18 protein-coding genes are annotated in these 19,402 nt (G+C 66.8%); 7 read left to right on the top strand and 11 right to left on the bottom strand.

Annotated elements, in window-relative coordinates; all coding sequences use genetic code 11:
* Positions 1 to 4: 4 nt before the first annotated feature.
* Genes ACXRVZ_RS06975 through ACXRVZ_RS06965 form a run of 3 tightly spaced genes read left to right on the top strand, consistent with a single transcriptional unit; the run spans position 5 to position 2,437 of the window.
* Complete coding sequence (locus ACXRVZ_RS06975) at positions 5 to 646, top strand: hypothetical protein (protein ID WP_457420378.1); 642 nt, start codon at positions 5 to 7, stop codon at positions 644 to 646.
* On the top strand, positions 643 to 1,839 hold the full coding sequence (locus tag ACXRVZ_RS06970) for a toxic anion resistance protein (RefSeq protein ID WP_457420376.1): 1,197 nt from the start codon (positions 643 to 645) through the stop codon (positions 1,837 to 1,839). Before ACXRVZ_RS06975 ends, ACXRVZ_RS06970 begins: the two co-directional genes overlap by 4 nt.
* 52 nt (positions 1,840 to 1,891) lie before the next feature.
* Entirely contained in the window at positions 1,892 to 2,437 is a 546-nt protein-coding gene (locus ACXRVZ_RS06965; RefSeq protein ID WP_458232272.1) for a hypothetical protein, read from the top strand.
* 350 nt (positions 2,438 to 2,787) lie between these two features.
* On the opposite strand, the gene ACXRVZ_RS06960 is transcribed toward ACXRVZ_RS06965, so the two are convergent.
* The 6 genes from ACXRVZ_RS06960 to ACXRVZ_RS06935 all read right to left on the bottom strand — a co-directional run bounded on the left by ACXRVZ_RS06960 (position 2,788) and on the right by ACXRVZ_RS06935 (position 7,326).
* Positions 2,788 to 3,606, bottom strand: coding sequence for a LytR/AlgR family response regulator transcription factor (locus tag ACXRVZ_RS06960; RefSeq protein WP_457420372.1), 819 nt, complete (start codon positions 3,604 to 3,606; stop codon positions 2,788 to 2,790).
* A gap of 15 nt (positions 3,607 to 3,621) precedes the next feature.
* Entirely contained in the window at positions 3,622 to 4,029 is a 408-nt protein-coding gene (locus ACXRVZ_RS06955; protein ID WP_457420370.1) for a hypothetical protein, read from the bottom strand.
* Positions 4,026 to 5,417, bottom strand: a complete 1,392-nt coding sequence (locus ACXRVZ_RS06950; protein WP_457420368.1) for a sensor histidine kinase — start codon at positions 5,415 to 5,417, stop codon at positions 4,026 to 4,028. The genes ACXRVZ_RS06955 and ACXRVZ_RS06950 overlap by 4 nt, the downstream gene beginning before the upstream one ends.
* 222 nt (positions 5,418 to 5,639) lie before the next feature.
* Positions 5,640 to 6,209: a YceI family protein gene (locus ACXRVZ_RS06945; protein WP_457420366.1), complete on the bottom strand. Its 570-nt coding sequence runs from the start codon at positions 6,207 to 6,209 to the stop codon at positions 5,640 to 5,642.
* A 33-nt stretch (positions 6,210 to 6,242) separates the two neighbouring features.
* On the bottom strand, positions 6,243 to 6,776 hold the full coding sequence (locus ACXRVZ_RS06940; RefSeq protein ID WP_457420364.1) for a YceI family protein: 534 nt from the start codon (positions 6,774 to 6,776) through the stop codon (positions 6,243 to 6,245).
* A gap of 13 nt (positions 6,777 to 6,789) precedes the next feature.
* Entirely contained in the window at positions 6,790 to 7,326 is a 537-nt protein-coding gene (locus ACXRVZ_RS06935; RefSeq protein ID WP_457420362.1) for a cytochrome b, read from the bottom strand.
* A 237-nt stretch (positions 7,327 to 7,563) separates the two neighbouring features.
* On the opposite strand from ACXRVZ_RS06935, the gene ACXRVZ_RS06930 reads away from it, so the two are divergent.
* The 3 genes from ACXRVZ_RS06930 (at position 7,564) to ACXRVZ_RS06920 (ending at position 11,301) form a co-directional block, all read left to right on the top strand.
* Complete coding sequence (locus ACXRVZ_RS06930) at positions 7,564 to 8,676, top strand: TRAP transporter substrate-binding protein (RefSeq protein WP_457420360.1); 1,113 nt, start codon at positions 7,564 to 7,566, stop codon at positions 8,674 to 8,676.
* Positions 8,677 to 8,738: 62 nt separating this feature from the next.
* Positions 8,739 to 9,404, top strand: coding sequence for a TRAP transporter small permease subunit (locus tag ACXRVZ_RS06925; protein WP_457420358.1), 666 nt, complete (start codon positions 8,739 to 8,741; stop codon positions 9,402 to 9,404).
* A complete protein-coding gene (locus ACXRVZ_RS06920) occupies positions 9,397 to 11,301 on the top strand; it encodes a TRAP transporter large permease subunit (RefSeq protein WP_457420356.1) in 1,905 nt (634 codons plus the stop codon). Before ACXRVZ_RS06925 ends, ACXRVZ_RS06920 begins: the two co-directional genes overlap by 8 nt.
* On the opposite strand, the gene ACXRVZ_RS06915 is transcribed toward ACXRVZ_RS06920, so the two are convergent.
* From ACXRVZ_RS06915 to ACXRVZ_RS06900, 4 genes are all read right to left on the bottom strand, one after another.
* Positions 11,298 to 12,203 (bottom strand): DMT family transporter, encoded by a 906-nt coding sequence (locus ACXRVZ_RS06915; RefSeq protein WP_457420354.1) that lies wholly within the window; start codon positions 12,201 to 12,203, stop codon positions 11,298 to 11,300. The genes ACXRVZ_RS06920 and ACXRVZ_RS06915 overlap by 4 nt on opposite strands.
* A gap of 70 nt (positions 12,204 to 12,273) precedes the next feature.
* Positions 12,274 to 13,071 (bottom strand): substrate-binding periplasmic protein, encoded by a 798-nt coding sequence (locus ACXRVZ_RS06910; protein WP_457420352.1) that lies wholly within the window; start codon positions 13,069 to 13,071, stop codon positions 12,274 to 12,276.
* A 63-nt stretch (positions 13,072 to 13,134) separates the two neighbouring features.
* Complete coding sequence (locus ACXRVZ_RS06905; protein WP_458232271.1) at positions 13,135 to 13,737, bottom strand: metalloprotease; 603 nt, start codon at positions 13,735 to 13,737, stop codon at positions 13,135 to 13,137.
* Between the two features lie 381 nt (positions 13,738 to 14,118).
* Complete coding sequence (locus ACXRVZ_RS06900) at positions 14,119 to 15,021, bottom strand: DUF2167 domain-containing protein (RefSeq protein ID WP_457420350.1); 903 nt, start codon at positions 15,019 to 15,021, stop codon at positions 14,119 to 14,121.
* A 114-nt stretch (positions 15,022 to 15,135) separates the two neighbouring features.
* On the opposite strand from ACXRVZ_RS06900, the gene ACXRVZ_RS06895 reads away from it, so the two are divergent.
* A complete protein-coding gene (locus tag ACXRVZ_RS06895) occupies positions 15,136 to 15,645 on the top strand; it encodes a DUF4440 domain-containing protein (protein WP_457420348.1) in 510 nt (169 codons plus the stop codon).
* Positions 15,646 to 15,703: 58 nt separating this feature from the next.
* Here the strand turns inward: ACXRVZ_RS06895 and ACXRVZ_RS06890 are convergent, their stop codons facing one another.
* Positions 15,704 to 19,249, bottom strand: a complete 3,546-nt coding sequence (locus tag ACXRVZ_RS06890; protein WP_457420346.1) for an indolepyruvate ferredoxin oxidoreductase family protein — start codon at positions 19,247 to 19,249, stop codon at positions 15,704 to 15,706.
* Positions 19,250 to 19,402: the final 153 nt, after the last annotated feature.

The following is a 19,402-nucleotide window of genomic DNA, read 5'->3' as shown; positions in this document are numbered from 1 at the left end:
AGCCTTGTTCAGATGGCTCAATGCACCGGCCAACTGGTGCGGCCTGCTCGCTGCAACCGCCGTGCTGGTGCTGAAGGCGCTGGGCCTGCTCGGCGGCCTGGGGCTGGGCGTGGCAGCGCTGGGCTATGCCGGCGGCCTCGTCGTGGGTGCCATGTGGTGGGGCTGGCCCAGCTTCAAGGAGGCCGAGTGGGAGGCACTGGAGTTCAAGGACGAGGGCGATGCCCGCGAGGCCATGAGCCGGGCGCTCGGCGGCGTGCGGCGGCTCACCGAGCACAACCCAGGCCAACGCATTCCCGGCCCGCTGGCCACGCGCATCCAGCACCTGTGCAGCAAGCTCGAAGCCCTGCTCGACCAGTGGGAGCGCAGCAAGGGCCAGTTGCCTTTGCAGGAGAGCTTCCATGCGCGCCACATCGCCATCAGCTATCTGCCCGATGCGCTCAACACTTATCTCAGCATCCCGCCGCAGTTCGCCACCAAGAAGCTGCTCAGCAACGGCATGACGGCGCAGGCCACCTTCGAAGGCGTGCTGGCCGAGCTGGAGGGCAAGGTCGAGCAGCTGGGCGATGACCTGGCCGGGCAGGACGCCCAGGCCTTCCTGCGGCACAGCGAATTCCTGAAGCAAAAGTTCGGAGCCAAGACACCATGAGCGACACCATCACCAAGCCCGCCTTCACGCTGACCGCGCCCGAGGTCATCACGCCCATCGAACCGCCGCAGGCCGTCGAGGCCGTGCCGCTCAAGCCCGAGGTGGCCACCCAGGTTGACCAACAGGTGCAGCGCTTCATCGACGCGCTGGAGAAGGAAGACCTGCACAGCGAGCCCTTCAAGGCCAAGCTGGACAGCGCCTTCCAGCTCGGCCGCCAGGAGATCAGCCTGGCCGCCAGCCTGATGCAGGGCAGCCTGATGCAGCGCAACTTCGTCGGCGCGACGGACACGCCGGCCTACCAGGCCATCGCCGCCATCCGCGGTCAGCTCGACGACCTCAACCCCGGCAAGGACGGCGACCTGCTGCAGCCGCGCAAGCTGCTCGGGTTGATCCCCTTCGGCAACAAGCTGGAAGCCTACTTCCGCAAGTTTGAGAGCGCCGCCGGCCAGCTGCAGACGAGCATGACCCAGCTCTACGCGGCCAAGGACGGCATCCAGAAGGACGTCATCGACATCGAGTCCACGCGCGGCAAGCTGTGGGAGGCGATGCAGTCCCTCGCCGCAGCGGCGCGCTTTGCCCGCACGCTGGACACGCGGCTGGCCGAACGCGTGCAGGCGCTGCAATCGACCGACCCGATCAAGGCCAAGGCGCTGGAGCAGGAAGTGCTGTTCTACGCGCGCCAGAACCTGGCCGACATCCAGACCCAGCAGGCCGTCTGCGTGAACGGCTACCTGGCGCTGGACGTGCTGAAGAAGACCGGCCGCGAAATGATGATCGGCTGCGACCGCGTCGCCACCACCGGCATGAGCGCCCTGGCCGTGGCCCAGACCGTGGCGCGCGCCACCGGCAACCAGATCGAGGTCATGAAAATGCTGCAAGGCGTCAACTCGACCATCGGCAACCTCATCAACCAGACTGGCCAGGCGCTGAACCAGCACGTCGACCAGACAGCCGAGTTCGCGTCCAACCCGATGCTGGGCATCGAGCAGATCCAGTCCATGTTCGACCAGACCTTCCAGGCCATGGACGCGATGGACAACTTCCGCTCCAAGGCGATCGCGACCATGGGCGCGAACAACAAGCTCATCGAGGCGCAGTTGCAGCGCGCGGATGGCTATGTGGACCGCGTGCGTCAGCAGCTGGCGCGGGCGGCGGTGTCGGGTGGGGATGTGGCGGGGCCGGTGAAGCTTTGAACGCCTTGCGTGGCCGCTGAGATGCTCTGGGCCTTACCTAAGATCGAGCCTTATGCCTTCTCGGATCTTGGGAGCATTACTTGCACTGGTCATCGCAACCGGCGCTGCGGCTTCTATTGAGACTTCGATCCCGTTGCGGGAGCTCTATAGACGTTCCAGTGTTGTCGCTGTCGTTGAGGTGCTGGACGGCCGAGTCGTGGAAGCTGGGCGAGAAAGCTGCGGTGCACGATACAAAGGCCGAGTGATCGAGGGCATCAAGAGCGCGACGGCTGGCCAGCTCATTGAGTTTGGGTTTGCAACTTCTTTGAAGATCGGCTCGAGGTACTTCGTTCTTCTCGATGACTACACGAACGTTCCGCTTGAGCGCATTCCTGAGTTTCAGCGACGCTGCAAGAGCGCGCTGCCTGGCTTGGCATTGGCTGGCATATGGCGCGGAGCAATGGAAGTGACGTCAAGCATTGGCGAGCCAATGCGCAGAGATGCGTGGACCGTCAAGCGCGCGAATCTTGTCGACTACCCAATTGGCACAAGGAGCAAGTTGGTGGACGGAGAGCGACAACTGGTTTTCACCGACATGGTGGCCCGGATGAAGGACTGAGGCTCTGACCCTCGCTGACACCGGCCGTCAACCTCAGTAGGTTGAGGCGGCAACCCCAACGCTGTCTGGCGCCTGAATGTGAGGTTTGACGGGTGTGCTGTAGCCGGGACGCGGCTGCACGCAATTGCTCCGTGTCCCCCGGCCGCTGCGCGACCTCCTCCTTTACCTGCGCAATTGCGCAGCCGCATCCCGGCTTATCCACCAGCGGTGCTTCGCGGCGATAGACAAATGCAGCGCCAAGCAGGAGTGCGGGTAGGCCTGATGCGAAGGTAAAGGAGGAGGCTCGCGCAGCGGGCCGGGGGACACGAAGCATCAGGCCTGCCCGCGCTTCTGCGTCCACCCAGAACGGACTACATGCCCTTGAACAAGTGCGTGTAGCTCCGGCTCACTTCCAGCTTCTCCGTCAGCCCCTTCACGCCCACCAGCTGGCGGCCGCGGAAATCGCGCGTGATGCCGTCGATGGCCCGCGCGTTGACGAGCGTTGAGCGGTGCACCTGCCAGAACACCTGCGGGTCCAGTTCGTCCACCAGCTCCTTGATGGGCTTGCGGATCAGCGCCTCGACCTTGGCCGTCTGCACGCGGGTGTACTTCTCGTCGCTGATGAAGAACAGCACGTCGTCGACCGGGATCATCTGGATGGCCTGGCCGACCGTCGCCTGAATCCATTGCAGATAGCTCGGCTTGCCTCCGCCACCGCTGACCTGGGCGCTGAGCTTGTGCAGCAGCTGCTGCAGCGGCGCGGATGAGGTCTCGACCGCTTCGGCGCCTTCACGCTGAGCCAGCCGCTTCTTGATGCGCGCCACCGTCAGCTGCAGGCGCTCGCGCTCGGCGGGCTTGAGCACGTAATCGGCCACGCCCTGCTCGAAGGCCTCGACGGCGTATTGGTCGTAGGCGGTGATGAAGACGATCTCGGGCACGAGCCAGTCGTCATCTTCCGGCAGCTGGGCGATCTGGCGGGCGGCGTCCACGCCCGTCAGGCCGGGCATGCGGATGTCGAGGAAGACGAGGTCGGGCTTGTGCTCCTTCGTCAGTTCCACGGCTTCGAGACCGTTCTTGGCCTCGGCGACGATCTCCAGCTCGGGCCAGACCTCGGTGAGGCGGCTGCGCAGCTGTTCGCGCATCAGTCGTTCGTCGTCGGCCAGAACGGCGCGGATGGGTGCATTGCTCATGGCCGCGATGCTAGATCAGACCGGCTCGGTCCGCGCCGCTGCGGCGTTCGCACGGCGGCGGTTGCGCAGCACGACGAAGAGCAGCAGGCCCAGCAGGATGACCGGCGAGCCCAGCAGCGCGCCGACGCCCAGCAGGCTGGCGACGACCACCGTCAGCACACCGCCGACGATGAGCAGCGGCAAGGCTACGCCCAGCAGCAGCACCAGCGGCAGCACGATGACGCAGACGAGGCCGGCGACGAAGAGGCCGATGCTGGCGCCCAGCCAGTCGCCGAAGTCGCTGCCGCCGAAGAAGAACTCGCCGTCGTCCAGCACGATGTGCATGTCGGGGCCGTGGTGGTTGAGCAGCGCGAAGCCGCCGAACATCGCCATCAGGACCATCAGCGCGGTGCCGATGAACAGGATCTTGAACAAGGTCTTCATGATGCGACTCCTTCGTCGTTGCGGCTGCGATAGGGCACGGTGATCGTGACGACCGTGCCGCTGGGTTGGTTCTCGGTGACGGTGACGCTGGCGCGGTTGCCGTGCAGCAGCTGCAGGCGTTCGCGGATGTTGGCCAGACCCACACCGGTGCCGCTGGTGGCGGCGCGGCCGAAGCCCAGGCCGGTGTCGGCCACGGTGACGGCGAGCTTGCCGTGCAGGATCTCGGCCTTGACGGTGAGCTTGCCGCCCTCGGCCTTGGGCTCCAGGCCGTGCTTGATGGCGTTTTCCACCAGGCCCTGGATCATCATGGGCGGGAACTCGGCAGACATCAGGCCGTCGGGCACGGCGATCTCGGTCTGCAGGCGCTCTTCCATGCGCATCTTCAGGATCTCAAGGTAGGGCTTGATGACGGCGAGCTCTCGGCCGAGGTCGCGCACCGCGCCGTTGGCGTTGGCCTCGCGCATGGTGGGCATGGAGGCCCGCAGCAGCGCGATGAGGTTCTTCTGCATCTTGCTGGCAGTGGGCGGGTCGGTCTCGATGAGGTGGTCGATGCTGGCCAGCGTGTTGAACAGGAAGTGCGGCTCGACCTGCGCCTGCATCGCGGCCATGCGGGCCTCGATGACCTGGCGCTTCAGCGCCTCGCTCTCGGCGTTCTCGGTGGCCTGGGCCGCCTTCACCTCGGCCTGGATGCGGCCCTTGTACATGGCCTTGATGACGGCGGAAGCCAGCACCCACAGGATGGCCAGGTCGACCATCGAGTCGCCCATGCGGATGACGGTGACCCTGCGGCGGGACTCGGACTTGGCCTCGTTGACGTCAGCCGTCGCCTCCTCCAGCGCCCGCTGGGCGTCGGCGGCCTGCTCCTGCGCTTGGCGCACCTCGTCGGCGTCGTTCTTGAGCTGCTTCAGCTTGTCCTTGGCCTCGTCCAGCGCGGCGCTGATGTCCTCGGGCTTGGCGCTCTTGGGGAAATCGATCTCGATGGCGGGCGCGTCCCCGTCAGCGGCGCTGGCACCGGAGGCCGCCGGCACGGGGCGGATGTGCACGCCGCGCTCGTCGACCTTCAGCTCGTAGGGCACGTTCTTGGCGGCCTTCTTGGCCTGCTCGGCGGCATGCTTGGCCTTCTCGGCGGCCTTCTTGAGCTGGCGGCGCGCGTCGCCCTGGTCCTGCTCCTCGACCTGCTCGCTGATGCGCCAGGTGAAGGGCGGCAGGTTTTTCAGCACGTTGACACCGATCAGCAGCGCCAGCGCCAGCAGCACGAAGCGCTTCCAGCTGATGCCGACCAGCCAGCCGGCGTAGGCGTGGAAGTAGCGCAGCACGGTGGCCGAAAGGCGCTGCCAGCGCTCAAGCCAGAGCTTTTGCTGGGGGCTGGGGGTGAAGGAGGGAGTCATGGCCGTTTTGTCGTCGTTGGGGCCACTGTAAGCAGGGGCCTTGGGGCGCGTTGCGTCAGAGCGACGCGCCGGCCGGTACGGGTGACGAACTGCATGGGTGCGCGACAGGCCGTCCGGCCCGGCGTGACGCCCTGGTGACGGCCCCGTGAATACGCCACGGACAGGCGTCAACCGCCCAGCAAAAAGCCCGCCGAAGCGGGCTCATGCGGGGGCCAGCAGCGCTTACTGCTTGATGGCCTCGACCTGGATCAGCAGGCGGATGGCGTCCGGCGTGACGGCGGGCAGTGCGTAGTTGATGCCGAACTGGCTGCGCATGATGGTGGTCTCGAAGTCGCCGCCGCAGACCTCGCGCTTCAGGCGCGGGTTGTCGTAGCAGCCAAAGCCATTGGCCGTCAGCGTGACCGGGTTGGTCTTGCCGCGGATCGTCAGCTCGCCGGCAACGCTGGTGACCTTGTCGCCGTTGAAGGTGAACTTGTCACCGACGAACTTGGCCGTCGGGAACTCCTCGACGGCGAAGAAGTCCTTGCTCTTCAGGTGGCCGTCGAAGGGCAGCGTGCCGGTGGTGATGGAGGCCATGTCGATCGTGAACTCGACCTTGCCGGTCTTGGCGGCCTTGTCCAGCGTGACGCTGCCTTCCTTCTTGTCCCAGCGGCCGCGCAGCGTGCTGGTGCCGAAGTGCTTGGCCTCGAAGGTGACCGCGGTGTGGGTCGGGTCGATGGCATAGGTGGCGCTTTGGGCTTGAGCGGCGCCAGCGGCGGCAAGCAGGGCGGTGAGCAGCAGGGCGTTCTTCATTGGTAAGGCTCCGGGGGTGGGGAAAGAAAGAGGTTAGATGCCAGCAAAGGCAAGCTTGAATTTGACGGTTACATCGTTGGCAACGACCGAGGTGTCGGCCCATTCGCCGTCGCCGATCTTGAAGTCCAGGCGCTTGATGGGCAGGCTGCCCTGCGCCACGCCGCCATTGAGCGTGATGGGCACGACGACATCGCGCACGGCCCCCTTGATGGTCAGCTTGCCGGCCACGTCGTACTTGCCGGCGCCGGTGGCCTTGATGCCGCTGGACACAAATGTGGCCTTGCCGTTGCGCTTGGTGTCGAACCAGGGCGTCTTGGCCAGCTCGGCGTCGAAGCTGGCGTCGCCGAGCGACACGCTGCCCAGGTCGACCGTGAAGGCGATCTTGCCGGTCTCGGGCTTCTTGGGGTCGAAGTCCAGCTGGGCTTCGAACTTCTTGAACTTGCCGTCCACCGGCACGCCCATCTGCTTGAAGGTGAAGCTGAGGTCGCTCTTGTCGGCCTGCAGCGTGGCGGCGTGGGCCGGAACGAGAGCCGCGGCGAGCAGCAGCGCGGAGAGGAGTTTGGTCATGTGGGATTCCTGTTCAGGAGCGGCGCAGCGACATGCGGGCGAGCAGCCCGTCGCGGTCGATGAAGCGGTGCTTGAGGGCGCCGGCGACATGGGCCAGCACGAGCAAGGCCAGGCCGTAGGCGGCGAACTTGTGGAGTTCCTTCAAGGTATCGGCCAGCGCCTTGTCCTTGGGCACGAAGTCCGGCAGCGGCAGCACGCCGAACCAGACGATGGGGAAGCCTGCGGCCGAACTGTAGGCCCAGCCCAGCAGCGGCACGGCGAAGAAAGCGACGTAGAGCAGGTTGTGCGTGGCATGCGCAGCAAAGGCCTGCCAGGCGGGCATGGGCAGGTCGGCCGGCGGGCGGTGCGTCAGGCGCCACAGCAGGCGCACGGCGGCCAGGGCGAGGATGGTCACGCCGGCCCACTTGTGCCAGTTGTAGAGCTTGAGCCGAGTCAGCGAGAACGGCAGGTCGGCCATGTAGAGGCCGACGCAGAAGCTGCCGATGATGGCCAGGGCCATCAGCCAGTGCAGCACGACGGCGACGGGGGTGTAGCGGGTGGCAGTGCTCATCATGGCTCGCAGTGTGTTCCTCGCTGAGTGGCAGGCGGTTCACCGACCTTGTCGCCATTGTTCAGCGAATTTGAATCGCTGCGACGCGGACTCTTGAGATGACCCGCGCCACCACTGGGTTTGACCCAGTTGCGCGCAGCAAGGGCGCGGCCAGACAGTCGGGCACGGCGGCCAGCGCGCCCGGCCGCAGGTTCTGTTTGAGGCGCAGTCAAAACACATCCATTTGGAGACAAGCCCATGACCCAGAAACCCACCGCGCGCCGCCGCTTCATCAAGCGCGCCGCTGCCACCACCGTCGGGGCAGGCGCCCTGGCGGCACCGATGATCTCGACCGCGCAGACCGTCAGCCTGCGCTTCCAGTCGACCTGGCCGGCGAAAGACATCTTCCACGAGTACGCCCAGGACTTCGCCAAGAAGGTCAACGACATGGCGGGCGGGCGCCTCAAGATCGAGGTGCTGCCGGCGGGCTCCGTGGTGCCGGCCTTCCAGCTGCTGGAGGCCGTCAACAAGGGCACGCTGGACGGCGGCCACGGCGTGGTGGCCTACCACTACGGCAAGAACTCGGCGCTGGCGCTGTGGGGCTCGGGCCCCGGCTTCGGCATGGACCCGAACATGCTGCTGTCATGGCACAACTACGGCGGCGGCGAGGCGCTGCTGGAGGAGATCTACAAGTCCATCAACATGGACGTGGTGTCCTTCCTCTACGGCCCGATGCCGACTCAGCCCTATGGCTGGTTCAAGAAGCCGGTGGCCAACCTGGAGCAGATGAAGGGCGTCAAGTTCCGCACCGTGGGCCTGGCGGTGGACCTCTACACCGAGCAAGGCGCGGCCGTGAACCCGCTGCCGGGCGGCGAGATCGTGGCGGCACTGGACCGCGGCCTCATCGACGCGGCCGAGTTCAACAACGCGTCGAGCGACCGCATCCTGGGCTTCCCGGACGTGGCCAAGAACTGCATGTTGCAGAGCTTCCACCAGAGCACCGAGCAGTTCGAGATCCTCTTCAACAAAGGCAAGTACAACGCGCTGCCCGCCGAGCTGAAGAAGATCATCGACTACGCGGTGCAGGCGTCCAGCGCCGACATGAGCTGGAAGGCCATCGACCGCAACTCCAAGGACTACGCCGACATGAAAAAGGCCGGCGTGGCCTTCTACAAGACGCCCGACGCCATCCTGCGCAACCAGCTCGAGTCCTGGGACAAGGTGGTCGCCAAGAAGTCGGCCGACAACGCGCTGTTCAAGAAGGTGCTGGACAGCCAGCGCGCCTTCGCCCAGCGTGCCGGGCAATGGCAGAACGACTATCTCGTCGACTTCAAGATGGCCTGGAACCACTACTTTGGCCGCAAGGGCTGAAGGCAGGCTGACCATGTGATTCGACGGGCCCTGCGGGGCCTGTCCTTCGTGAGGGTGACGCGATGGAAGTGCAAAAGCTGTTGCACCGGGTGGACGGCATCAGCACCTGGGTCGGCAAGGCCTTCGCCTGGCTGATCGTCGTGCTGATGCTGCTGGTGGTGGCCGAGGTGTTCAAGCGCTACATCCTGAACATGCCGACGGCCTGGATCTTCGACGCCAGCAACATGCTCTACGGCACGCTGTTCATGATGGGCGGCGCCTATGCGCTGGCGCATGACGGCCATGTGCGCGGCGACTTCCTCTACGGCCGCATGCAGCCGCGCACCCAGGCCTGGCTGGACCTGCTGCTCTACATCCTCTTCTTCCTGCCCGGCATCGGCGCGCTGACCTGGAGCGGCTGGACCTACTTCGGCGACTCGCTGCGCATCCACGAGACGACGTTCAACGCCACGCCGCTGCCGGTCTACCCCTTCAAGGCCATCATCCCGCTGGCCGGGGCGATGGTCATGATGCAGGGCCTGTCCGAGATACTGCGCTGCATCGTCTGCATCCGCACCGGCGAGTGGACGCCGCGCCTCAAGGACGCCGAGGAGATCGACGTCGTCGAGCAGCAGCTGGCGGCCAGCACGCATGTGGATGCCGACGCCGCCCGCGAGGCCATCGAGCGCACCAAAACCATCGACGACGCCGCGCGCTCGCGCGCCACCGGAGGCTCCCAGCATGAGTAACGCCGCCCTTGGCCTGACCATGCTCAGCCTCATCGTCGTCGTCATCCTGCTGGGCTTCCCGACGGCGTTCACGCTGATGGGTCTGGGCATGATGTTCGGCTTCGTCGCCTTCTACGACCCCGGCCAGCCCTGGCTGGACAACCGCATCTTCGACCTGATGGTGCAGCGCGCCTACGGGGCCATGAACAACGACACGCTGCTGTCGATACCGCTGTTCGTGCTGATGGGCTATGTGATGGAGCGCGGCGCGCTGGTGGACAAAATGTTCCACAGCGTGCAGCTGGCCTTCCGCCGCCTGCCCGGTTCGCTGGCCGTGACGACGCTGGTCATCTGCACCTTCTGGGGCATTGCCAGCGGGCTGGTCGGCGCCGTCGTCGTGCTGATGGGCGTCATCGCGATGCGGCCCATGCTCAAGGCCGGCTACGACACGCGGCTGGCTGCGGGCGTCATCACGGCCGGTGGCACGCTGGGCATCCTGATCCCGCCGTCCGTGATGATCATCGTCTACGCGGCGGTGGCCGGGCAGTCGGTCGTCAAGCTTTATGCGGCAGCGATGTTCCCCGGCTTCTTCCTGGCCTTTCTGTATCTGGTCTACGTGATCGGCTGGGCCATGCTCAACCCCAAGATCGCGCCGCAACTGCCGCTGGAGCAGCAGCGCGCGCCGATCTCGCCGGCCATCGCGGCGCTGGCGGAACGCTATTCGCCGCGCATGCTCTGGGCACTGTGCAAGGCCGTGCTGGCACCGGCCGCCGCACCCTTGAGCTGGCCGCGCCTGGCCGGCAACCTGCTGCGCGCACTGGTGCCGTTATGGCTGGCGCTGGTCTGCCTGGGCACGACGTGGTGGTACGTCACCATCTACTCGCAGAAGACCGAGGCCGCCGCGCCTGCGGCGGTGATGCAGAAGCTGGACGCGCCCGCCGCGTCGGGCGGCTTGCAGGAGCCACTCAGCCCATCAGGCGGCCTGGCCGAGCCCCCAGGCGCCAGCGGCGGCCTGCAAGAACCCCCCGGTGCGTCCACCAGCCTCAGCGAGCCGCCCGGCGCCCTCGCCGAACCCGGCGCGGCCAAGCCCGCCGCAGACGAGCCGCTGCAACGCATGGGCGGCGCGGTCAGCGCGGCGCCCGGCCCCGAGGCCGTGCCCCAGGGTTTCTACACCGGCTTCGCCATCGTCTGCGTGCTGACGGCCGTGCTGCTGGCCTGGTACTACTGGCGCTTTGACGCCGAGCAGTACGAGATCCTCACCATGCTGGTGTCGTCGGTGATGCCGCTGGGCATCCTGACGCTGGTCGTGCTGGGCGTCATCCTGTTCGGCATCACCACTGCCACCGAGTCGGCCGCCGTCGGCGCGGCGGGCGCCTTCCTGATGGCCTGGCAGGCCGGCGCGCTGACGCTGAAGAAGACCCGCGAAGCGGTGTTCCTGACCGCCAAGACGACGGCCATGGTSTGYTGGCTGTTCGTCGGCTCGGCGCTGTTCTCGGCSGTGTTCGCGCTGCTSGGCGGTCAGGCGCTGGTGGAGCAGTGGGTGATGTCCATGGACCTGACGCCGCTGCAGTTCATGCTGCTGTCGCAGGCCATCATCTTCGTGCTGGGCTGGCCGCTGGAGTGGACGGAGATCATCGTCATCTTCGTGCCCATCTTCCTGCCGCTGCTGGCGCACTTCCAGATCGACCCCATGCTGTGGGGCGTGCTGGTGTTCGTGAACCTGCAGGCCGCCTTCCTGAGCCCGCCGGTGGCCATGTCGGCCTTCTACCTGAAGGGCGTGTGCCCGCCGCACGTGACGCTGAACCAGATCTTCGCGGGCATGATGCCCTACATGCTCATCGTCATCCTGTGCATGGTGTTCATGTACGTGTGGCCGGAGATGACGCTTTGGTTGCCTGGCTACCTGTATGGTCGCTAACGCTTCGATGCACTGACGAGGAACACACCGGCCATCACGAGCGCCGTGCCGAACACGATCCACGCGTTCATCGGCTCGCCGAGGATAAAGACGCCCATCAGGATGGTGCTCATCGGCCCGACCATGCCGACCTGCGACGACAGCGGCGCGCCGATGCGGGCGATGGCCAGCATCACCATCAGCACCGGCGCCACCGTGCAGGCCGTGGCGTTCAGCAGCGACAGCCACATCACCGGCTCGGGCACGGCGGCGGTCGACAAGGGCTTGAGCAACGCGAACTGCGCGATGCACAGCAAGCAGGCCACCGTGCTGGCCAGCCCCGCCAGCCGCAGCGATCCCAGGCGCTGCACGACCTTGCCGCTCAGCGAGAGGTAGACCGCATAACTCACCGCACTGGCGAACACCAGCGCCGCGCCGAGCGCCGTGTCGACACCCTGGAAGCTGAGTTCATGCGCAAACACCGCCACGACGCCGGCATAGCTGATGCCCAGCGCAATCACTTGCCGCGCGTGCAGCCGGTGGTGGAAGAAGACGACCGACAGCAGCAGCACCAACGTCGGGTTGAGATAGAGGATGAGCCGCTCAAGGCTGGCCGTGATGTAGGCCAGGCCGGCGAAGTCGAGGTAGCTGGCGAGGTAGTAGCCGGTGAAGCCCAGCACGGCGATGTCGCGCCAGTCGCGACGCGTCAGCGCCGGCTTGCCCCGGCCGGCCCACCAGGCCATGGCGAGGAAGAAGGGCAGCGCCAGCAGCATGCGCCACATCAGCAGCGTGATGGCATCCACGCCATGGCGATAGGCCAGCTTGACGATGATGGCCTTGCCCGAGAAGCCGATGGCGCCGAGCATCGCCAGCAGCAGGCCCATCCAGCGCTGACGGTTCGGTGCGTGCGAAGCTGGGCTCATGGGCAGCGCAGTCTAGGCGCGACGGCAGCCGGCGCCGCTCTTGTCTGGTGAAGCCTGACTTGACGCGCCCTCAGCGTGCGCACCGGCCCGCTTCGGGCGGCGGGTTCTGCACACGATAAAGCTCGGCCTGCTGGCGGTGCAGCAGCTGCAGCGCAGCTGGATAGTCGGCCTGCTGCAGATAGTCGCGGATCTGCGGCGTGGCCGCAGCGGCGGGCGAGCGACGCGAGATCTGCAGATGCAGCCCGTCAGCGCCCAGCCCGCGAGGCAGCATGCGCACCTCCTGCTCGCAACCCATCGCACGCAGCAATTGCACACCCGCCTCGCGCGCGGTCACCACCGCGTCCAGACGGCCCAGCAACAGCTTGCGCAGGTTCAGGTCTTCGCTGAGCGCGTTGTCCACCTGGGCCTGTTGAGCCAGCTGCCGGTCGATTTCGGTGCCAAAGCTGACACCTCGGCCGACGCCGACCCGCAGGCCGGCCAGATCGGTCCAGGTGTCGAAGCGCAACGGGCTGTCGCGCCGCACGAACAGGGCCGCCTCGTTGCGCGCCAGGGCGGGTTCGACAACCAGCGCGTACTCGCGGCGCTTGGGGTTGTCGAAGGCACAGACCATCGCGTCCACGTCGCCGCGCTCGACCAGCGCCTGGCAGCGCGCCCAGGGGCCGACCGCCTCGACCTCCAACGTCCAGCCCGCTGCCGCAAAGGCCCGCCGTGCCATCTCGACGCAAACACCGTGCATGCGGCCCTGCTGTTCCCAGCTCATCGGCTGGGCGGCCGGATGGGCACAGGCGCGAAGGCGCCGCTCAGCGCTGGCCGGCGCCGCCAGCAGGGCGGACAGGCACAAGGCCAGCAGCAGGCAGGAGCGGTTCATGAGGGGAACTCCGAGCACAGGGCGCGTCTGGATCGTAGTGCGCCCTCGCGCGCAATGCTCGTGTCAGCCCCGCATGACGGCAAGCATCTCGTGCACGTCATGGCACATGACGGCGAGGTAGGCCGCCAGCACCAGGTAGTAGGTCGCGTACTCCCACTTCACGGCCGCCGGCACGGCGTAGTAGGTCTGCGCCTCGGCGCTGTCGGCGCGGTGCTTCCAGGCCTTGATGAGCTGGGGCCAGGCAAGCAGCGCCATCAGGATGAGCATGGGGCTGGGGCGCCAGAAGAACAGCGCCACCAGCATGGGGGCGCCCAGCAGCCAGATGCGCGGCGACAGCACGGCCGTGATGCGGCCGCCGTCGAAGGGAGAGATCGGGATCAGGTTGAACAGGTTCAGGAAGAAGCCGCTGTAGGCCACGGCCAAAAGCCAATCCGCATCCCAGCTACGCGCCAGCAGGTAGGTCAGCGTCGCGCCCACCGTGCCCAGCAGCGGGCCCGCGAGACCGACGAAGGCCTCGGTCTGCGCGTCGTGCGGCATGTCCTTCAGCTCGACCCAGGCGCCGACAAAGGGAATGAAGGTCGGCGCGCCGACATTGAGTCCCTTGTAGCGCGCGGCAATGAAGTGGCCCATCTCGTGCACGAACAGCAGCGCGATGAAGCCGGCCAAGGAGCCTGGGCGGCAGTGGGCATGGCCCGCGCCGGGGCGAGTTGCGGTGCCCGGCAAGGCGCGGGTGACGCGGCGTGGCGGGCGCCACGCAAGGAACCGGCAACGCCGCCGGGCGCCGCAAATCGCCCCGGCCCTCCGGGTTGGGGCTGGCAGGGGCGCATGCGGCGTTGCTCGTCGTTGCGGGCGCGAGCCCGCGGCCTCCTCGCGCCTTGCCTGCGCCCCTGCCAGCCCCAACGCGGGCCATGCCCACTGCCGCCCAGGCTCCTCAGCGCCAGCCGTAGATCCAGGCGTAGACCACCAGCGAGATCAGCATGCTGCCACCCGTGGTGAGCAGCTTGCCGAACTTGGCGCCCGTGAACAGCAGGGCGAGGAGCTTGAGCATCAGGCTGCGGGCTCGCTGGGCTTGTCGCGCTTGAAGAACTTGGTGATGAGCGCGCCGCCGCCGATGACGGCGATAAAGATGACCTTGGCGAACTTGGCGAGGAAGGCAAAGGCGACCGCGAGCAGGCCCAGCTTCTTGGCGCCGACGCCGAGAACCAGCGCCGCGAGGCCGTATTCGGCAACGTGGTCGGTGGACTCGTTGAAGTCCTCGTAGCGCTTGCCGCTGTCGAACTCCAGCGCGCCGAGCAGCGCCTTGGCCTGGGGCTTCTCGGCCGGCAGGTCCTTCAGGTCGGTGACGAAGTTCAGGCTCAGGTAGCCCTCGCGGCCCAGCGCGTAGGTGTTGTAGTTGACGCCTTGGCCGGCCTCGGCCGGGGCGCCCTTTTCCTTGGAGCTCATGGCCCATACGAGGCGATGCGTCGTCGCCTCGTAGGCCGGGACCTCGGCCCAGCCGGTGATTTCCAGCGCCGGCACGCCCATCTTCTTGCGCTCCTCGTTGGCGCCCTCGGTGCCTTCCTTGAAGCTGGCCAGCATGTCGTCGGCCTTCCACTCCTTGGCGTCGCCGTCCTTCACATAGCCGGAGGCGATGTAGCGCAGCGTGGCAAACCATTGCTCCTGACCCGCCGGGAAGATGACGCCCGACAGCTCGTTGTGCTCACCCGGGTTGCCCATGGCGCGCAGCAGCTTGCCGGCCTGGGGCTGGGGGATGAAGACGCGGCCTGCCGGCAGATGCAGCGTGGCCTGGCCGGCGATGGCGATGTCGGCCGGGCCGGTCTTGGCGGCTGCCTTGGCCTCGGTCCAGGCGGGGTCTTCCGCTGGCTTGGCAGGCGGTGCGTCGGCCGCATGAGCGACAAAGCCGACGCACAAGCCGACAGCGGCCAGCAAGCCGCGCACGATGTTTTTCATAGGTTCTCCCTGACGCAAAGGGCCGAAGTCTAGGCAAACCCAGCCGAGGCGCTGTTCAGGGAATGCCCCGCGATGGGCAGATTCACAATCAACCCACCGAACACCGGAGACGACATGGCAATGATCAACAAGGCGCCCAGACCGCTCACCGCTGCGGCCTTCCTGCTGCTGCTCATGCTGGGCAGCGGCTGCACGACAGGGCCCAGGGTGGTCGTGTCGGCACCGCTGCGCTGTGACGACCCACGCAGCAGCTGCGTCCCCGAGCTGATGCGGGCGCTGGAGGACTGGAAGGACGCCTACAACAGCCGCGACCCGCGGCGGCTCCAGCAGCTGTACGCCCCGGGCGCGCTGATCACCGACGACGAATACACGGCCGTGCCGCTAGAAGGCGCGGCACTGCCGTCGTTCTTCGACCAGATGGCGCAGCGGCCGACGGCACGCATGCGCTGGATGATCGGCAACCTGAAGCTGTTCGGCGACACGGCCGTGCGTTCGGGCGAATACGAGTTCACCGAGCAGATCGACGGCCAGACGAAGACGCGGCCGGCGCGCTACAGCTTTGCCTACCAGCGCATCGAGGGCCGCTGGCTGATCGTGCTCCAGCACTCCACGGCAAGGCCCTGAAAGACGAACCCCGCATGCCGGCCTGAGACCGTCATGCGGGGCGCCGTCGGCGCGACGGTCAGAGCTTCGCGATCAGCGCGTCCCACTTGGCCCTGGCGGCGTGCTCGTGGCGGGCCTTCACATGGCCGTAGCCGCGAATGTCTTCCGGCACGCGGGCCAGCTCGACGGCCGTGGCCAGCGACTCGGCCGTCAGCCCAGCCAGCGCTTTGTCAACGCCGGCGCGGTAGTCGGCAATCCAGCGGCGCTCCATGCGGCGCTCCTCGGTGTAGCCAAAGACGTCGAAGGCCGTGCCGCGCAAGCCCTTCAGCTTGGCCAGCACACCGAAGGCTGGGCGAATCCATGGGCCAAAAGGCCGCTTCACCAGTTCACCGTGCGAGTTCTTCTTTGCCAGCAACGGCGGCGCCAGGTGGTGGACGACCTTGTAGTCGCCCTCGAACATGCCGGCGATCTTGCTGGTGAACGCCGCGTCGGTGTGCAGGCGGGCCACCTCGTACTCGTCCTTGTAGGCCATCAGCTTGAACAGGTAGCGCGCCACGGCTTCGGTCAGCGTGGTCTTGCCGCCCAGCTTCGCTTCGGCAGCGCGCACCTTGTCGACGAAGGCCTTGTACTCGGCCGCGTAGGCGGCGTTCTGATAGCCGGTCAAGAAGTCCACGCGCTTGGCGACGATCTCGTCCACGCCCTGGCGCTTGACGAACTGGATGACCTGTTGCGCCGCGTACAGCGCCTGCACGGCCGGGAGGTCGTGCGCGCAGCGCCGACCCCACTCGAAGGCGACCTTGTTGTTGTCGACCTGCACGCCGTTCAGCTCGATGGCGCGCATCAGCGCGTCGTAGCTCAGCGGGATGCGGCCCTGCTGCCAGGCGTAGCCCAGCATCAGCGGGTTGGTGTAGAGCGAATCGCCCACCAGCTTGACGGCAACCTCTTCCGCATCGAACGAACCGAGGTGGTCACGGCCCACCGCATTGCCCACCGCCGCCTCGCAGGCCGCGCCGGGGAAGCTCCAGTTCGCGTCGTTGACCAGCGTGGCCGTCGGCGAGCCGTGGGTGTTCAGTGCGACGTAGGTGCGGCCTTCGCGCATGACGGCCAGCGTCGCCTTGTTGGCCGCCACGATGGCGTCGCAGGCGATGACGAGGTCGGCCTCTGCGGTGCCGACCTTGGTGCAGAAGATCGCCTCGGGCTCGTTGGCGATCTGGATATGGCTCCAGGTCGCCCCGCCCTTCTGTGCCAGGCCCGCGGCGTCCTGCGTGATGACGCCCTTGCCTTCCAGATGGGCCGCCATGCCCAGCAACTGGCCGATGGTGATGACGCCCGTGCCGCCCACGCCGCCGACGACGATGCCCCAGGCCTTTTCGGGGTTGGGCACCACCGGCATCGGCAGCATCGGCAGCGCCGCATCGAACGGGCTCTTGCGGCCTTCCTTCTTGGGCTTCTTCAGCTCGCCGCCCTCGACGGTGACAAAGCTGGGGCAGAAGCCCTTCACGCAGGAATAGTCCTTGTTGCAGCTGTTCTGGTTGATCTGGCGCTTGCGGCCGAAGTCAGTCTCCAGCGGCTCGACCGACAGGCAGTTGGACTGCACCGAGCAGTCGCCACAACCCTCGCAGACCAGCTCGTTGATGACGACGCGCTTGGCCGGGTCCACCAGCTTGCCGCGCTTCCTGCGGCGGCGCTTCTCGGTGGCGCAGGTCTGGTCGTAGATGATGACCGTCGTGCCTTCCAGCTCGCGGAACTGGCGCTGGATGTCGTCCAGCTCGTCGCGGTGGTGCACCGTCACGCCGGGAGCGAGCGCCACGCCTTCGTATTTGGCTGGCTCGTCGGTGACGATGACCAGCTTCTTCACGCCTTCCGAGATCACGCTGTTCATGATCTGGAGGACGGTGTGGCCCTCGGGGCGCTCGCCCACGGCCTGGCCGCCGGTCATCGCGACGGCGTCGTTGTAGAGGATCTTGTAGGTGATGTTCACGCCCGAGGCGATGCTCTGGCGGATGGCCAGGCTGCCGCTGTGGAAGTACGTGCCGTCGCCCAGGTTGGAGAAGATGTGCTTCTCGTTCGTGAACGGCGCCTGGCCCGTCCAGGGCACGCCCTCGCCGCCCATCTGCGTGAAGGTGGCCGTCTTGCGGCCTGGCATCCAGGTCACCATGTAGTGGCAGCCAATGCCGCCGACGGCGCGGCTGCCTTCGGGCACGCGCGTTGACGTGTTGTGCGGGCAGCCGGAGCAGAACCAGGGCGTGCGGTCCGCGCCGCCGGCGGTCTGTTCCTCGGACTTCAGCGCGTTTTCCTTGGCGTCGATGACGGCCAGGCGCGCATCCAGGCGGGCGGCGATGTCGCTGTCCACGCCGAGCTTCTTCAGGCGCTTGGCAATGGCGCGGGCAATGATGGCCGGCGTCAGATCGGCCTGCGGGCGCAGCAGCCAGTGGTCACTGGGGTTGGGAACGCTCCACTCGCCGCCCTCGCCGCCGTCACCGGCGTCGAACTTGCCGAGCACATTGGGGCGCACGTCGGCGCGCCAGTTGTAGAGCTCTTCCTTGACTTGGTATTCGATGATCTGGCGCTTCTCCTCGACGACCAGGATCTCCTGCAAGCCCTTGGCGAAGTCGCGCGTGATCTGTGCCTCCAGCGGCCACACCACGTTGACCTTGTGCAGGCGGATGCCGACGCGGCGGCAGGTCTCTTCGTCCAGGCCCAGGTCGTGCAGCGCCTGGCGCGTGTCGTTGAAGGCCTTGCCGCTGGTGATGAGGCCGAAGCGGTCGTTGGCACCTTCGATGACGTTGTAGTTCAGCTTGTTCGCGCGGATGTAGGCGAGCGCCGCGTACCACTTGTAATTCATCATCCGCGACTCTTGCTCGAGCGGCGGGTCCGGCCAGCGGATGTGCAGGCCACCGACCGGCATCTGGAAGTCTTCCGGCAGGATGATGTTGACGCGGTCGGGGTCGACGCTGACCGAAGACGACGATTCGACGATCTCCTGGATGGTCTTCATGCCCGCCCACAGCCCCGAGAAGCGGCTCATCGCAAAGGCGTGCAAGCCCATGTCGAGGATGTCCTGCACGCTGCTGGGGAAGAAGGTCGGGAAGCCCACGGCCTTGAAGACGTGGTCGCTCTGGTGCGCCGCCGTCGAGCTCTTGGCGATGTGGTCGTCACCGGCGATGGCGATGACGCCGCCGTGTTTGCTCGTGCCCGCCATGTTGGCGTGCTTGAACACGTCGATGCAGCGGTCCACGCCCGGACCCTTGCCGTACCAGAGGCCGAACACGCCGTCGAACTTGGCCTTCTCTGGGAAGAGATCCAGCTGCTGCGTGCCCCACACGGCCGTCGCGCCCAGCTCCTCGTTCACGCCGGGCTGGAAGACGATGTTCTGCTTGGCCAGGTGCTTCTTGGCCGCCCACAGCGCCTGGTCATAGGTACCCAGCGGCGAGCCGCGGTAGCCGCTGATGAAGCCAGCGGTGTTCAGGCCGGCCAGCGCGTCGCGCGTGCGTTGCAGCATGGGCAGCCGCACCAGCGCCTGCACGCCGCTCATGAAGGCTCGGCCGGAATCCAGCGCGTACTTGTCGTCCAGAGAGACCGTCTGTAGGGCCTTCAGGATGTGTTCGGGCAGCGGTGCATTCATCGGATGGAGCTCCTGATTGGCGGCCTGGCGTGGCGGCCCTTGTGGGGCCTGGCGCGCGGGCGTGTGGCCAGTATGGCCGGACCGGTCAGTGTAGGGAAACGGGGGCGATGGGTGCTTTCCCGTTTACGCTCAAAACCGACCCGCTCAGCAAAA

It is taken from the genome of Roseateles sp. P5_E8, from assembly GCF_054177665.1.
The sequence above is the reverse complement of the archived record's forward strand: the minus strand, read 5'-3'. Positions and strand labels throughout refer to the sequence as shown.

What these genes read in the sequence shown, in the direction of transcription:
- ACXRVZ_RS06890 (WP_457420346.1), bottom strand. Translation starts at nt 19,249, where the DNA reads ATGAATGCACCGCTGCCCGAACACATCCTGAAGGCCCTACAGACGGTC.
- ACXRVZ_RS06945 (WP_457420366.1), bottom strand. Translation starts at nt 6,209, where the DNA reads ATGAAGAACGCCCTGCTGCTCACCGCCCTGCTTGCCGCCGCTGGCGCC.
- ACXRVZ_RS06940 (WP_457420364.1), bottom strand. Translation starts at nt 6,776, where the DNA reads ATGACCAAACTCCTCTCCGCGCTGCTGCTCGCCGCGGCTCTCGTTCCG.
- ACXRVZ_RS06935 (WP_457420362.1), bottom strand. Translation starts at nt 7,326, where the DNA reads ATGAGCACTGCCACCCGCTACACCCCCGTCGCCGTCGTGCTGCACTGG.
- ACXRVZ_RS06950 (WP_457420368.1), bottom strand. Translation starts at nt 5,417, where the DNA reads ATGACTCCCTCCTTCACCCCCAGCCCCCAGCAAAAGCTCTGGCTTGAG.
- ACXRVZ_RS06910 (WP_457420352.1), bottom strand. Translation starts at nt 13,071, where the DNA reads ATGAACCGCTCCTGCCTGCTGCTGGCCTTGTGCCTGTCCGCCCTGCTG.
- ACXRVZ_RS06895 (WP_457420348.1), top strand. Translation starts at nt 15,136, where the DNA reads ATGGCAATGATCAACAAGGCGCCCAGACCGCTCACCGCTGCGGCCTTC.
- ACXRVZ_RS06965 (WP_458232272.1), top strand. Translation starts at nt 1,892, where the DNA reads ATGCCTTCTCGGATCTTGGGAGCATTACTTGCACTGGTCATCGCAACC.
- ACXRVZ_RS06915 (WP_457420354.1), bottom strand. Translation starts at nt 12,203, where the DNA reads ATGAGCCCAGCTTCGCACGCACCGAACCGTCAGCGCTGGATGGGCCTG.
- ACXRVZ_RS06930 (WP_457420360.1), top strand. Translation starts at nt 7,564, where the DNA reads ATGACCCAGAAACCCACCGCGCGCCGCCGCTTCATCAAGCGCGCCGCT.
- ACXRVZ_RS06970 (WP_457420376.1), top strand. Translation starts at nt 643, where the DNA reads ATGAGCGACACCATCACCAAGCCCGCCTTCACGCTGACCGCGCCCGAG.
- ACXRVZ_RS06925 (WP_457420358.1), top strand. Translation starts at nt 8,739, where the DNA reads ATGGAAGTGCAAAAGCTGTTGCACCGGGTGGACGGCATCAGCACCTGG.
- ACXRVZ_RS06900 (WP_457420350.1), bottom strand. Translation starts at nt 15,021, where the DNA reads ATGAAAAACATCGTGCGCGGCTTGCTGGCCGCTGTCGGCTTGTGCGTC.
- ACXRVZ_RS06955 (WP_457420370.1), bottom strand. Translation starts at nt 4,029, where the DNA reads ATGAAGACCTTGTTCAAGATCCTGTTCATCGGCACCGCGCTGATGGTC.
- ACXRVZ_RS06960 (WP_457420372.1), bottom strand. Translation starts at nt 3,606, where the DNA reads ATGAGCAATGCACCCATCCGCGCCGTTCTGGCCGACGACGAACGACTG.